Consider the following 14561-nt stretch of genomic DNA (forward strand, 5'->3'; position numbering starts at 1 on the left):
ATTCGCGGTGGCCTCGCGGTCACTTCGCCGGAGGGGCGAGGGACTTCCGGCGACGCAGGGGCATCGGCACGAGTGAGGGTTCGCTGACACCGCCGTCGAGGAGCAGCTCGACCGCGCGTCGCCCCATCTGCTCGTGCGGCAGTGCCGTGGTGGCCAGGCCGGGACGCAGCCAGGCGGCGATCGGGTCGTCGTCGAACGAGATCACCGAGATGTCCTCGGGCACCGTCAGCCCCGCCTCGCCGAGTGCCTGGTAGGCGCCGAAGGCCAGGCGGTCGTTCATGCAGATCACCGCGCTGGGTCGCGGGGACCGGCTCAGGAGGCCGCGCATGGCGGCGTACCCGTGCTCGGGTAGCCACTCGGTGCAGAAGCACTCGGCCAGCAGGGAGACGTCGGCGTCGCCCAGCGCCTGCCGGATACCGTGCAGACGGGCCCGGGCGGCGAGCGAGACCTCGGGGTCCTCCTCCTTGAGTCGGTTGCGGCCGATGAGCGCGATCGCGTCGCGGTGGCCGAGTTCGAGCAGTGTGGTGGCGGCGGTGCGGCCGGCCCGGTCGTCGTCCGGAAGCACGCTGGGCAGGCCGTCGGAGCTGGTGGCGTTGAGCAGCACCACCGGACCGCCGAGGATGGCCGGAGGCACCGTCAGCCGTCGGGTGGCCATCGCCGCGTAGATCACCCCGTCGACCTGCCGGTCGAGCATCGCCTCGATGGCGTACTGCTCGAACGTGGCGTCGCCCTGCGTCTCGGTGATGAGCAGCACGTGGTCCCGCTCGCGGGCCGCGTCGAGAGCACCGCGGATGAGGTCGCCGGCGAACCGGGTGGTGGCGACGATGTCGGAGACGAACGCGATGGTGGCGGTCTTGCGGGTACGCAGGCTGCGCGCGGCGAGGTTGGGCCGGTAGCCGAGCTCCTCCGCGGCGGCGAACACGCGCTGGTGCGCCTCGGCCGAGAGTCGGGTGCCCTCCCGGCCGTTGAGCACCATCGACGCGGCGGTCTTGGACAGCCCGGCTCTCCGCGCGACGTCGGCGAGTGTTGCTCTGTTGCTGCCCATCAGTCCTCCGAATCAGGCGCGGTGCCGTAGGCGCTGCTCCTGCCCATCATGATGCGTCCCCGCCCGAGATCTCGCGTCGGTCACGCCGAGAGTGGTGTGAACCCGACGTTTCCGCCCTGTTGCCAGGTTGTCCTTGACAGCTCCCCGTGCCACGCGCATGCTCTGCTAAATCAGTTTAGCGACCACTTCTGGTGCATCCAGAGGCGCCTTCGGTGGCCGTGCCAGGGCTCGTGGTGGCGGGTGCTGTGTCGTGCTCGATCCACGGGTCGCGACGGGCACGTCGTCGCCGTCACTCCGGCGCGGTGGTTCCGGTGGAGCCTGTCGCGCGGTCGTGGGCCGCGGGGCGGGATGAATAGTCGAGGAGTCATGAAATGGCAGAATTGCTGACGAACCTCACGCGACGGAGAACCGTGCTCCTCGCGTCGCTCCTGTCGGTCGGAGTGGCCGCGACGGCGTGCAGCGCGCCCGGGGAGGACCGGTCGGCGGCCCCGAAGTCCGACGCCGCCGTCACCACCGACCTCGGGACCGCCCCGATCACCCTGGAGATGTACGCGGAGACCGGCTTCCCGCTCGCCAAGGCACTGGCCGACGAGTTCTCCAAGCAACACTCGAACGTGAAGTTCAACATCCGTGAGGACCAGTTCACGGTGATCGTGGAGAACGCGCCGCGGGTGATGGCGTCGGACAACTCACCCGACATCATCCGGCTTCCCACGATGGTCGACCTGGTCAAGGACGACCTGCTCAAGAACCTCGACCCGTACTTCACCGCGTACGGCTGGGACAAGTTCCCGGCCTCGCAGCTCGTGCAGTTGCGCGTCGGTGAGAACACCCGGGGCACCGGGTCGCTGTACGGCATGGGGCTCGGCTACAGCGTCACCGGCGTCTTCTACAACAAGAAGCTGGCCGCCCAGGTCGGCATGACCCAGCCGCCGGCCACCGTCGCCGACTTCGAGCAGCTGTTGGCGAAGGCGAAGACCGCCGGGGTCCAGCCGATCATGCAGTTCAACAAGAACACGGCGGGCATCAACTTCCCGCACCAGGCGTTGCAGAACCAGTTCGGGGACCCGACCCAGGTCGCCGACTGGATCTTCCAGAAGCCGGGGGCCACGTTCGACACTCCGGCCGCCCTGAAGGCCACCCAGACCATCCAGAAGTGGGCGCAGGCCGGCTACTTCCCCAAGGACGCCAACGCCATCGACTACGCGGGGATGGTGGGGGAGTTCCAGAAGGGCAACGGCCTGTTCATGTTCAACGGCGACTGGGAGTCGGCCAACCTGGACAAGGGGATGCCCGGCAACGTGGGCTTCTTCCTGTTCCCCACCGAGTCGGCCGGCGGCAAGCACGTCGCGATGTCCGCCCCGAACACCTTCGGCGTCTCCGCCAAGGCCAAGAACCCCGACGCCGCCGCGTTCTTCCTGAACTGGGCTCACACCAACCCGAAGGCGCGCGAGATCGCGGTCACCGTCGGAGGCTCCAGCCCCGGCGGCCCGAGTGACCTTCCGGTGCCGGCCGCCGCCCCGAACACCGTCCTCGCCGAGACCCTGAAGGCGTCGCAGCAGCTCGGCGCGGAGAACGGCGCGGTGGACTTCACCGCGAACGCCACCGGTGGCATCTTCGCCGCCGCGATCACTCCGGAGATGCAGAAGCTGGTCGCCGGGCAGCAGACTCCCGAGGGGTACGTGAAGGCCGTCCAGGCCGAGTACGCGAAGGAACTGTCCCGATGACGTCTGCCCTCGGCAGCGCACCGACCGGGCGGGACAGTCGTGCCGCCCGTCCCACCCCCACGCGGGCTCACCGACTTCGGTGGGCCCGCGCGGCCGGGACCGGCTGGTTGTACGTCCTGCCCGCCCTGGTGATGTACGCGGTGTTCGTCCTCCGCCCGCTCGTCCTGACGTTCCAGTACTCGCTCTACGACTGGAACGGGATCGGGGTGGCCCGCTGGGCGGGGCTGGACAACTACGTCACCGTGTTCACCGACAGCGACCTGCTCAAAATCATCGGCAACGCGGTCGTCCTGATCGTCTTCTTCAGCTTCATCCCCGTCGCGCTCGGTCTGTTGGTGGCGAGCATGGTCCGGCGGATCACCACCGGCGCGTTCGGGACGGTCGTGCGGACGATCCTGTTCCTGCCCCAGGTCATCCCGCTGGTGGCGGCGGGCATCGCGTGGAGCTGGCTGCTCTCGTCGAACGGTCTGGTCAACCAGGCGCTGCGCGCGGTCGGCCTGGGTGGCGTCGCCCGCGCGTGGCTCGGCGACTTCGACACGGCGCTGCCCGCCGTGGGCGTGATCGGGGCCTGGGTGCTGCTCGGGCTCTGCACGATCCTGCTGGTCACCGGCATGAGCAAGATCGATCCCGCGCTCTACGAAGCCGCCCGCCTGGACGGCGCGGGTCCGGTCCGTGAGTTCCTCGCCGTGACCCTGCCCAGCCTGCGCCAGGAGATCGGCGTCTGCCTCACCGTGACGATCATCGCAGCCCTGGCCAGCTTCGACATCGTCTACATCTCCACCAGCGGCGGCCCCGGCCTCCAGACCACCGTCCCGGGCCTGGAGATCTACCGACTGGCCTTCTCACAGCGTCAGGTCGGGCTCGCCTCCGCGCTCGCCGTCGTCCTCATGGCGCTGGTGCTGGTCTGTGTGCTGCCGATCCAGCGACTGACCCGAGGGGAGAAGCGGTGAACCTGAGCCGCCGTGAACAGGTGACCGGTCGTGTCTTCCTGATCGCCCTGATCATCGTCACCCTGCTGCCGTTCGTGAGCATGCTCTCGGCGGCGTTGCAGCCGCGCGGCACCGTACCCACGGGTCTGGCCTGGCCTTCCGACCCGCAGTGGGGAAACTTCGCCGACGCCTTCACCGCCGCCAACATGGGCGCTCTGCTGCGCTCCAGCCTGCTCATCGTGGCCGGCGTCGTGCCGGTGTCCGTGCTCATCGCCACCATGGCCGGGTTCGGGCTCGGTCAGCTCCGGGTGCCCGGCGGCCGACTCGTCTTCGGTCTGCTCCTGCTCGGGCTGACGTTGCCGTTCGAGGCCGTGGTCACCCCGCTCTATTACCAGATGCAGGACTTCGGCCTGCTCAACACGCGTTGGGCGATCATCCTGCCGCTGATCGGCCTCTACATGCCGTTCGCGGTGTTCTGGATGCGGGCGCACTTCACCAACGTGCCGGTCGAGTTGTCCGAGGCGGCCCGGGTGGACGGCAGCAGCACGTGGCAGATGTTCTGGCGGGTCCAGGTGCCGCTGGCCCGACCGGCCATCGCCTCGCTGACGATTCTGATGTTCCTCTGGACCTGGAACCAGTTCCTCCTCGCCATCGTCCTGGTCGACGACGCCACCAAACGCACCATGGCCGGGGCGCTCGGCGCGTTCCAGGGGCAGTGGGGCACCGACCTGGTGCTGCTGTGCGCCGGATCGCTGCTGATCCTCACGCCCACCCTGATCGTGTTCCTGATCTTCCAGCGACAGTTCATCAAGGCCCTGATCCAGGGATCAGTGAAGGGGTAGGCAGTGGTCACACAGCCGCAGATCCACGGTCACGCCGACGAGGGCTACGGCCGCGTCGCCGACGTGTTCCGCGACAACTTCGCCTCCCGGGGGGAGGTCGGCGCCGCGGTCACCGTCTACGTCCGTGGTCGCCGGGTCGTCGACCTGTACGGAGGGGTGGCCGACACGCGCACCGGGCGACAGTGGGACGCGCACACACCGGTGGTCGTCTTCTCCTGCACCAAGGGAATCCTGGCGATCTGCGCCTACCTCCTGGTTCAGCAGGGCCGGCTCGACCTCGACGCCCCGGTGACGCGCTACTGGCCGGAGTTCGGGCAGCACGGCAAGGCGGGCATCCCGGTGCGCTGGCTGCTCACCCACCAGGCCGGTCTGCCCGCGCTGGACCGGCACCTGACCCTCGACGAGGTGCTGGCCTGGGATCCGGTGATCAAGGCGATCGAGGCGCAGACCCCGCTGTGGCAGCCGGGCAGCGCGCACGGCTACCACTCGATGACCTACGGCTGGCTGGTCGGCGAGGTCATCCACCGCATCACCGGCCGACTGCCGGGCGTGTACTTCGCCGAGACCGTCGCGGAGCCGCTCGGCCTGCGCACCTGGCTCGGGCTCCCCGCCGCCGAGAACGACACGGTCGCCTGGGGGCTCGCGCCACCGCCGGACGCCGACCCGTTCGTGGATCCGGTCGCCGAACGCGGGATCACCATGGGGGGCGCCTTCGCCTTCCCCGCCGACGACGACGGTCTGGTCAGCTTCAACGACCCGGCCATCCGGGCCGCCGGTGTCCCCGGCGCGGGCGCGGTGAGCACCGCGGACGGTCTCGCGCGTCTCTACGCGGCGTGCGTGTCGGACATCCAGCGTGGTCCCCTGCTGACGACCGCGTCGGTGGACGACGCGGTGGTCGTCCGGTCTCGGGGTCAGCAGCGGCACGGCCCGCCGGACACCGGGCAACGCTGGGGGAGCGGTTTCCTGCTGCACTCACCACCGGCCCGGCCGCTCCTGGGCGAGCGCAGTTTCGGCCACGACGGCGCGGGCGGGAACCTGGCCTTCGCCGACGCCCAGCACCAGGTCGGGTTCGGGTACGTGGTCAACCAGATGCGCGGGATGGGCGACGAACGCGCCAACCGACTGACCGAAGCCCTCAAAGCCTGCCTGACCTGACCCACCCCCTCCCGGACCGCCCCCCAGGCCGGGCCCACCCCGGTGATCATGAAGTTATCGCCCGACACGCCGGGGTCGATGACGACAACGTCATGATCGCCGGGGTGGTGGCGCGGGCAGGTTGTCCACAGTGGAGGGACGGGGCTGTTACGGGGACACTTCGGGCACGTTTCATCGATGCTCTTGACAGGCTTTGTTAGCGATAACACGATGGCTTTCACGCCGCTCTCGTGTTTGGAGCTCGTCTTGGCCGTGCTGGTCCGCTCACGTGTCCTGAACTCCGCCCGAAGGCTCGCTGTGAACAGCCTGAACGACATCGCCCGCCGCGTCACGAGGGCGTCGGCGCGTGTCGTGCCCTCAGGGTCGCCGCGTCGCCTCCTTCCACTGTGTGCGTTCGCATCAACCCTCTTACTCGGCCTGAGCCTGCTGACCGTGCCCACCGCCGCGCAGGCCGCGGACGCGTGGTCGCCCCGATCGTCGTACACCTCGACCGACACCGGCGCCGGCACGTACTCGGTGCCGCTGCTCAACGCCGACGTGCCGGACATCAGCGTCGAGCGCGTGCCGGCCGCCGAGAACGACGAGGGCCGGGACGTCTACTACATGATCAGCACGACGATGCATCTGAGCCCGGGCGCGCCGATCATGAAGTCGTACGACCTGGTCAACTGGGAGATCGTCAACTACGTCTTCGACCGGGCGAGCGTCGGTGACTCCTTCTCGCTGCGCAACGGCCAGAACTCGTACGGCCAGGGCCAGTGGGCGTCGTCGCTGCGCTACCACGACGGCATGTTCTACGTCGCCTTCAACACCAACAACCTCAACGGGGCCTACCTCTACCGCACCGACGACATCGAGAACGGCGCGTGGCAGCGCACCTCCCTCGGCCGTGGCCTGCACGACCCGTCGCTGTTCTTCGACGTCGACGGCACGCCGTACATCTTCTACGGCTCGGGTGGCACCAGCGCCGTACGCCTCAACGCCGGCCTGACGGCCATCGAGCAGGACTTCCCGAACATCTTCACGGCGAGCAACTACGCCGGGCAGCCGTTCATCGGTGGCCTGTTCGAGGGCGCGCAGTTCTACCACATCGACGGCTGGTACTACGCCGTCATCATCACCTGGCCGTCCGGGCAGGGCCGCCAGGTCGTCATGTTCCGCTCGAAGGACCTGCTCGGGCGTTACACGTCAGCCGGTGGGGTGAACACCTACGAGGCGCGCGGTGTGCTCAACTCGAACGGTTTCGCCCAGGGCAGCCTGGTGCCGATCGGTCGCGAGGGCGGGCGGACCGACTGGCACGGCATGTTCTTCCGCGACACGTTCCCGATCGGCCGGATCCCGGCGCTCATCCCCGCCACCTGGCAGGACGGCTGGCCGACCTTCGGCACCAACGGGGTCGTGCCGGTCAACGGCCTGTTCGACAAGCCGATCCGACTGAGCCCGGCGGAGGAGGTGTTCGAGCGGCAGAAGAGCATCGTCGCCTCGGACGACTTCGCCAACGACGCGCCCCACAAGGCATACCAGGACGAGCAGTGGACCGTCCCGGCGCCGCTCGACCCGGCGGAGGTCGCGCCGAACGGCTCGCGGCTGGACCTGGCGTGGGAGTGGAACCATGCCCCGGACAACAGGCACTGGTCGCTCACCGACCGCGAGGGTTGGCTGAGGTTGACGACCGGCACGGTGGTCACCGGCCGGTACGTCTACACGAAGCTGTCCAACCGGGCCGAGTTGGCCTGGTTCGAGGAGGCCCGCAACACGCTCTCGCAGCGGACGTTCGGGCCACGGCAGTCGGTGCAGACGCGGATGGACATCTCCGGGATGCGCGACGGCGACGTGGCGGGCCTGGCGGCGTACAACCGGGGGTTCTCGTACGTGGCGGTCAAGCGTGTCGGCGGCGTGAACACTCTCGGCGTCGTGAACAGGTCGCAGCCCTTCGCGGTCGACCTCGACCAGTCGACCCTGGAGGCGTTCCTCCCGGGCACGACCGTGGCGCTCGGCGACGCGACAGAGGTGCAGGTGAAGGCGGACCTGGACTTCGCCTCGCCGGTCGGGCAGTTGTGGACGACGTTCTACTACAGCCTGGACGGCGTGCAGTGGACCCGGTTGGGCGACCGCGTCGGTCCGCAGACGTTGGACGGCAGTCTCGCGCACTTCATGGGTCACCGGGTCGGCCTGTTCACCTACGCGACGCAGGAGACCGGCGGACGGGTCGACTTCGACGACTACCTGCTCAGCGACACGCTGACCGCGCAGGGTCGTCCGCTGGACACCACCGCTCTCGACGCGGCCATCGCCCACGCGCAGACGCTCGACGCGCGCCACTACCCGGCCGACGCGTGGGCGGCGACGCGGTCGGCCCTCGCGGCGGCGACGTCGGCACGGGCCGGCGGGTTCGGCACCCAGAACGAGATCGACGCGCCGGAGCGGGCTCTCAGCTACCAACTGGCCCGCCTCGGCGTGCTCGCGGCGCTGCCGGTGACGGTCAGCGCCCAGGTGCGGTGCCTGGGCGGCAAGGCGTACGTCGCGGTGCAGGCCCGTAACGACAACGACGAGCCGGTCGGGATCACCGTGCGGACGCCGTACGGAGACCGGTCCTTCGCCGCTGTGGCACCCGGCTCCCACGTCTACCAGTCCTTCCACACACGTGCGACGTCGGTGGCGGCCGGTTCGGTGACGGTCCAGGTCACCGGTGCCGTCGGCGGCCGGGACGTGACCACGGTGCGCACCGCGTCGCATCCCGCCGCCACCTGCGGCGGATAACCCACCACCCACCACCCACCACCCACCGGCCACCGGTGGGCGGCGTACGACAGCTCCGTTCCGGTGCGAGCCGATGCGGCAGCGACCCCCGATGTCCGGACCACCCGAGGACGCACGACCACCGATCCCCCGTACACCGATGACCGCATGTCAGAGATGAAGGAGGACGTTTCGTGGAACAACGACTGCGACGAGCGACCCGAGGGAGGGTCGCGGCGATCGCGACGGTGGGCCTGATGCTGGCCGCCGGGCTCGTCACCACGTCGGCGCCGGTCCAGGCCGCCGACACCGATCTCATCGTCAACGGCGGGTTCGAGAACGGCCTGACCAACTGGTTCGTCAACAACGGGAACGCCACCGACAGCGCCCAGCTCACGGCGACGTCGGACGCCTACTCCGGAGCGAGCGCCGTGCTCGTCACCAGCCGGACCACCACCGGGTCCGGTCCGATGCAGGACCTCAGCGGCAAGGTGCAGGCCGGTCAGGCGTACACCCTGACCGCCCGGATCAAGTACGAGAACGAGAGCGGACCGGCGACGAAACAGTTCTTCGCCACCATGCACTACGGCGGGGGCACCTACACCAACCTCGTCAGCGTGACGGCGACGAAGGGCCAGTGGGCGCAGTTCAACGGGACGTTCACCATCCCGGCGGGGCAGAACGTCTCGACGGCCCGCCTGTTCTTCGAGACGCCGTGGACGAGCACCCCGTCCACCGACCCGGCCCTGCACCTCATGGACTTCACGCTCGACGACGTGTCGGTGGTCGGCGCCGCCCCGCCCGCGCCGGCCTCCAAGACAATCGAGGTCGTCGGGAAGCTGCCCGGCGAGCACAACCCGTTGATCGGGCACAAGTTCGGCGCCGACGGCTTCGGCTTCGTGCACGACGGCCGGGTCTACATGTACCTGACCAACGACACCCAGGGGTACGCCCCGAACCCGAGCACGGGGGTGTCGCCGGGAATCAACTACGGCGACATCAACCAGATCACGGTCATCTCGTCCGAGGACCTCGTGAACTGGACGGACCACGGCGAGATCCAGGTCGCCGGCCCGAACGGGGTGGCGCCGTTCACCGCCAACTCGTGGGCGCCGGGCATCGCCAAGAAGGTGGTCGACGGTGTGGAGAAGTTCTTCCTCTACTACGCCAACGGCGGTGGCTCCAGCAACGTGATCACCGGTGCGTCACCGCTTGGCCCGTGGACCAGCGAGCGTACGAGCACGCTGATCAACGGCAGCACCCCCGGTGCCGAGGACGTCGCCTGGAAGTTCGACCCGGCGCCGTTCGTGGACGACGACGGTCAGCCGTACCTCTACTTCGGTGGTGGCCCCGCGTCGACGAACATGCCGCCGGCCGAACGCTTCAACAACCCGAAGAACCTGCGGGCGATCGAACTCGCCGACTCCATGGTCGCGACCGAGGGGAGGGCCGCGGTCGTGGACGCGCCCGTCGCGTTCGAGGCCGGTCACGTCTTCAAGCGCGCGGGCAGGTACTACTTCTCGTACTCGTCGCACTTCGGCGGCAACGACTTCGGTGGCAGTCAGCAACCACTTCCCGGCTACCCCGGAGGCGGCCAGATCGGCTACATGATCTCGGACGACCCGATGTCGTGGCCGAAGGAGACCTACGCCGGGGTGCTCTTCCCCAACCAGTCGCAGTTCTTCGGTAGCGGCACCGGTGGCAACAACCACCAGTCGGTGTTCGAGTTCGAGGGTAGGTACTACTTCACCTACCACGCGCCGACGCTGAACAAGCGCATCAACGGCAACACCACCCAGGGATACCGCAGCCCGCACATCCAGGAGCTGGCCTTCAACCCGGACGGCACGATCCAGCAGGTCGTCGGCACGTACGCCGGTGTGGACCAGGTCCGCGACTTCGACCCGTACCGCGTCTTCGAGGCCGAGACCTTCGGCTGGAGCAAGGGTGTCGCGACCGTGCCGGTCGACGGCGGCTCCGCCCAGTTCGGCGGCACCGCGCCGAACCTGGCGGTCCGCGACGTCGACGACGGCGACTGGACGGCGTTGTCGTCGGTGGACTTCGGTGACGAGGGCGCGCAGAGCGTGACGGCACGGGTGCGGGCCCTCGCCGCCGGCGGTCAGGTCCAGGTCCGGCTGGACGACGTCGCCGGTCCCGTCGTCGGCACGATCGCCGTCGACACCCCCGTCGGCCAGTGGGCGGAGGTGACCGCGCAGCTCGACGGCGTCAGCGGTGTGCACGACGTCTACTTCACCTACAGCGGCCCGGCCGGCGTCGACCTCCTCGAGATCGACAACTGGGCCTTCGCAGCGGCCACCCAGCCCGGACTGCCCGCCACGGTCACCGCGTCGACCCGGTGCGTGGCCGGCCGGGCGTACGTGGCCGTGCAGGCGCGCAACGACCACGACGCGCCGGTGGGCATCGCGCTGGAGACCTCGTACGGCCAGCGGTCGTTCGCGACCGTCGCGCCCGGGGCTAACGCCTACCAGTCGTTCAACACGCGCGCCGCGTCGGTCCCGGCGGGTTCGGCGACGGTCCGGGTGACCGGGACGGTCGGTGGACAGGACGTGACGACGGTACGCACCGTGCAACACCCCGCCGGCACCTGCGGTGGATGACCCCACACCGAGGAGAACGGAGATCAGATGAACACATCCAAGCGGCGGCAGATGCTCGCGGCCGGTGCCGTCGGCGCCGTCCTGGGCGGGGCCGCGGTGTTGCCGTCGCCCGCCGTGGCCGAGCCCGGCGACGACGCCAGCGTGCGGGTCACCGTCGACATCGACGAGATCCGGGAGCCGGGCGTCCTCGCCCTCTCGATCGCCGGGGACGCCGTCGCGCTGTCCGAGGACGGCTCGACCCTGCTGGTCCGCCAGTTCGTCGGTACGCTGCCGACGGTGACGGTCACCGACACCCGCGTCGCCGACGAGGTGCCCGACGGCGCCGGTTGGGCGGTGCTCGGCAACGCGACCGCCTTCACCGGTGACGCCGGTCAGACGCCGATCACCGCCGACCACCTCGGCTGGAAGCCCCGGCTGATCGACGGCGGAGAGACCGGCCTGGTCACCGAGGGCGAGGAGGTGGTGACCACCCTGGACGAGGAGACGGTGCCGGGCAACAACGTCGGCCTCGTCGACCAGGAACTGCTGGTCTCGGCCTTCGACTCCGAGGCGGTCGCCGGCGACTCGTACTCCGTCAACGCCGACCTGTACCTGCGGACGCCCGCGGAGGTCGCCGCCGGCGAGTACAGCTCCACGCTCACGCTCTCCCTGTTCGAATAGTGGTGTGGCGGGGGCCTGGACCAGGCCCCCGCCGACCCCGGGCCGAAGGACTGTCGCCATGACCGTCACCCCGCTGCGCCGGGCGCTCACCGTCCTCGCCGTCGCGACCCTCACGGTGGCGGTCGCCCCGGCCGCGCCGGCCGTGGCGGAGCCGGACCCGAAGGCCCTGACCTGGACGGTCCAGCCGGCCACCCCGACCGGGCCGGACCAACGCCGGTGGGTCAACGCCAGCCTCGACCCGGGGCAGACCGTGACCGAGCACCTGGCGGTCCGCAACTTCAGCCGCTCCGCTGTCGCGTTCTCGCTGAAGGCCGCCGACGGCTACCTCACCGACAAGGGCCGCTTCAACATGCTGTCGTCGGACCGCCCGTCGGTCGACGGTGGCACCTGGATCGACGTCCAGGAGAGGGTCACCGTCGGCCCCGAGGAGACGACTGTGGTGCCGTTCACGATCTCGGTGCCGATCGACGCCACGCCGGGCGATCACCCGGCCGGCATCGCCGCGACGGTCACCAGCACCGGAGGCACCGTCAACGTCGAGAGCCGGGTCGGTTTCCGGGTCATGGTGCGGGTCAACGGAACCGCCCAGGCCGCGCTGCCCGTCCGGGACCTGCGCGCCGCCTACACCCCGTCGTGGAATCCCTTCGCCGGCGGCACGGTCCGGGTCCGTTACACGGTCGAGAACGACGGCAACGTCTGGGTCGGCGGGACGAGCCGGGTGACCGTGTCCGACCTCCTCGGCCGGACCGACCACGACGCCACCGCTGAGGTCGAGGAGCTGCTTCCCGGCGGCCGACGACAGTTCGAGACCCGCGCCGCCGGTGTCTGGGCGCTGGGCCGCGTCCGGACGACGGTCAGCACCTCACCGACACTGCTCGGTGACGCTCAGGCCGGCGCCGAGTTGCGACAGACGTCCGCCACCGTCACCACCTGGGCCGTGCCCTGGGCACAACTCGCGCTCCTGGGCCTGCTCGCCGCTGTGCTCCTGGGCCTGCGGGCGGTGGCCCGGCACCGGCGGCGTCGGCTGGCCGCACTGCTCGACCGCGCCCGGCAGGAGGGTCGGCGGGAGGCCCAGGATTCCGTGCTCGTCGGCGGTGCGCCGGCTGATGCCGAACCCGACCCGGGCGACGCCTCCCGATGACCGACCGCGCGCTGGAGCAGCGCTGCCCGATCAACGGTGAGACGTCGCCCGGACCGCGCCGTCAGTTGCCGGCGGTGGCGGGCTTGGCCTGCGCGAGGAGCCACCGCAGGATGCCGCTGTCCTCGTAGGTCGGGCCGAACGCCGCGTGGTAGTCCGGCGACGTGAACGCGCTGTCGGCGTACTCGGTGTAGCGCACGAGGTCGGCGGCCTGCTCGGGGCTCTTACCCCGGGCCTCGTACGCCTGCCGCAGCAGCGTCGTGGAGTTGCGCGCGCCCGACACGTTGAGCAGGTGGTCGTGCTCGCCGTGCGTGATCCACACCGGCACCTCGGCCGTGGCGATGGCCGTCGCCTGCGCGGCGTTGACCGGGAAGCCGCCGGTCACCAGACCACCGGCGAACAGGTCCGGCCGCTTGGCGAACGCCGCCCAGAGCAGTTGGGAACCGTACGAGACGGTGGTCGCGTACACCCGGCGGGTGTCCACGGCGAACTCGCCGACGAACTGGTCGAGCAGCTTGATCAGCAGGTCCGCCTCGGCGGCACCGCCGACCCGCTGGTGCTGGGGTGCCAGGACGATGACGTCCTCGGAGCTGCCGGTCCACTGCGGCTGCAGCCAGGCGGTCGCCGGGATGTCGGCGGCGAGCTGGACGCCGAGGTTGTCGCCGTCCCAGCCCATCCCGTGACCGGGCAGGACGACCATCAGCGGGTACGTGCGGCCGGGCTGGTAGTTCTTCGGCAGGCGGTAGTGGTACGGCAGCACCATGCCGCCGCTGAGGTACGAGCCGTAGGTGAACTCGTCGACGAGGTGGTTCACCGGTTTCTCGGTGACCGGCCGGGACTCGCGCGGGGTGGCCCGGGCGAGGACCGGGCCCTTGCCGGCTCCTCGGCCGGGCTGGGCGTGCACGTCCTTGCGTTGCACGACCCGGGTGGGCAGCTCGGGGTTGACCTTCACGGTGCAGAGGAACGTCGGGCACTTGGAGACGATGACCGTGTTGCCGCCGGTGTCGGCGGGGTCGAGTTCGACGATGACGTACCTGCCCGGCGTCGACCGGTGGTCGCTACGCGTGTCCGCGACTCCGTTGGTGTAGGTGTGGGTGACGGTCCGGTCGGCCAGCTTCGGCAGGTCCTCGACCGGGTTGAAGCGGAAGTTGTAGACGGTGTCGCGCACCGAGAACGTGCCGGTGTCGAGGGTGCGGGGATTGACCGTCGCCCCGTACTCGATCGCGACCGCCGAGACCTTCTGGCCGTACGTGTAGACGGTGGTGATCGGGGTGATGCTGCGGATTGCGTCCTCGGTGCCGGGCTTGTCGCCAGGGCTGCCGTACGCCGTGCCGGAGGCGGCGGCCAGCACGAGGGTGGCGGCGAGCGGGATGAGTCCGTTTCGGAGTCTCATGCGAGTCCTTTCTCGGTGGTGGTGCGCTCAGCCGACGGCGGTCGCGCTGGGCAGACGGGTTCGGGACCGCCGCTAAACTGATTTAGCAGAGCATCGATGGCGCGCCGTGCGGTGTCAATACCGGAGGCGCGGGGTTGCCGCCGGGGTTTGGGCCGGGCCGGGCCCTCCGGCACTGCAACAAACCTGCAAGCGTGAACCCTTGCCTTTCCGGAAACCGCTTTCCTACGATTGCGTTACATCGATGTTTCCGTTAAAGGCCGGGCGATCAGTGTCGACAGTGGCGCTGCGACCGCCTGGTCAAACCCTGCATCCACC

General features: G+C 69.8%; 10 protein-coding genes. 8 read left to right on the forward strand and 2 right to left on the reverse strand.

The genetic code is table 11. The features are described 5' to 3' along the window. Positions 1–19: 19 nt before the first annotated feature. Positions 20–1045, reverse strand: coding sequence for a LacI family DNA-binding transcriptional regulator (locus tag O7616_RS14150; protein WP_282261411.1), 1026 nt, complete (start codon positions 1043–1045; stop codon positions 20–22). 371 nt (positions 1046–1416) lie between these two features. On the opposite strand from O7616_RS14150, the gene O7616_RS14155 reads away from it, so the two are divergent. The 8 genes from O7616_RS14155 to O7616_RS14190 all read left to right on the forward strand — a co-directional run bounded on the left by O7616_RS14155 (position 1417) and on the right by O7616_RS14190 (position 12856). Beyond that, a complete protein-coding gene (locus O7616_RS14155; RefSeq protein WP_282307209.1) occupies positions 1417–2772 on the forward strand; it encodes an extracellular solute-binding protein in 1356 nt (451 codons plus the stop codon). Beyond that, positions 2769–3722 (forward strand): sugar ABC transporter permease, encoded by a 954-nt coding sequence (locus O7616_RS14160; protein WP_282307210.1) that lies wholly within the window; start codon positions 2769–2771, stop codon positions 3720–3722. Before O7616_RS14155 ends, O7616_RS14160 begins: the two co-directional genes overlap by 4 nt. After that, complete coding sequence (locus tag O7616_RS14165) at positions 3719–4543, forward strand: carbohydrate ABC transporter permease (protein WP_282261408.1); 825 nt, start codon at positions 3719–3721, stop codon at positions 4541–4543. The genes O7616_RS14160 and O7616_RS14165 overlap by 4 nt, the downstream gene beginning before the upstream one ends. A gap of 3 nt (positions 4544–4546) precedes the next feature. Further along, positions 4547–5698 carry a serine hydrolase domain-containing protein gene (locus tag O7616_RS14170; protein WP_282307211.1) on the forward strand — a complete coding sequence of 384 codons (1152 nt, stop codon included), beginning with the start codon at positions 4547–4549 and terminating at the stop codon, positions 5696–5698. A 432-nt stretch (positions 5699–6130) separates the two neighbouring features. After that, positions 6131–8458: a family 43 glycosylhydrolase gene (locus O7616_RS14175; RefSeq protein WP_282307212.1), complete on the forward strand. Its 2328-nt coding sequence runs from the start codon at positions 6131–6133 to the stop codon at positions 8456–8458. Positions 8459–8631: 173 nt separating this feature from the next. Continuing rightward, on the forward strand, positions 8632–11055 hold the full coding sequence (locus tag O7616_RS14180; RefSeq protein ID WP_282307213.1) for a family 43 glycosylhydrolase: 2424 nt from the start codon (positions 8632–8634) through the stop codon (positions 11053–11055). Positions 11056–11082: 27 nt separating this feature from the next. Then, the gene (locus O7616_RS14185; protein WP_282307214.1) at positions 11083–11715 is read left to right on the forward strand and encodes a hypothetical protein; all 633 of its coding nucleotides are present in this window, start codon (positions 11083–11085) and stop codon (positions 11713–11715) included. Between the two features lie 58 nt (positions 11716–11773). After that, positions 11774–12856, forward strand: a complete 1083-nt coding sequence (locus O7616_RS14190) for a hypothetical protein (protein WP_282307215.1) — start codon at positions 11774–11776, stop codon at positions 12854–12856. A gap of 61 nt (positions 12857–12917) precedes the next feature. Here the strand turns inward: O7616_RS14190 and O7616_RS14195 are convergent, their stop codons facing one another. Next, positions 12918–14246 carry a hypothetical protein gene (locus O7616_RS14195; RefSeq protein ID WP_282307216.1) on the reverse strand — a complete coding sequence of 443 codons (1329 nt, stop codon included), beginning with the start codon at positions 14244–14246 and terminating at the stop codon, positions 12918–12920. Positions 14247–14561 lie beyond the last annotated feature (315 nt).

This window comes from Micromonospora sp. WMMD964 (assembly GCF_029581455.1).
In the GTDB taxonomy this organism is placed as follows: Bacteria; Actinomycetota; Actinomycetes; order Mycobacteriales; family Micromonosporaceae; genus Micromonospora.

Coding starts and splice junctions, on each gene's coding strand:
- O7616_RS14150 (WP_282261411.1), bottom strand. CDS start 1,045: ATGGGCAGCAACAGAGCAACACTCGCCGACGTCGCGCGGAGAGCCGGG.
- O7616_RS14155 (WP_282307209.1), top strand. CDS start 1,417: ATGGCAGAATTGCTGACGAACCTCACGCGACGGAGAACCGTGCTCCTC.
- O7616_RS14160 (WP_282307210.1), top strand. CDS start 2,769: ATGACGTCTGCCCTCGGCAGCGCACCGACCGGGCGGGACAGTCGTGCC.
- O7616_RS14185 (WP_282307214.1), top strand. CDS start 11,083: ATGAACACATCCAAGCGGCGGCAGATGCTCGCGGCCGGTGCCGTCGGC.
- O7616_RS14190 (WP_282307215.1), top strand. CDS start 11,774: ATGACCGTCACCCCGCTGCGCCGGGCGCTCACCGTCCTCGCCGTCGCG.
- O7616_RS14195 (WP_282307216.1), bottom strand. CDS start 14,246: ATGAGACTCCGAAACGGACTCATCCCGCTCGCCGCCACCCTCGTGCTG.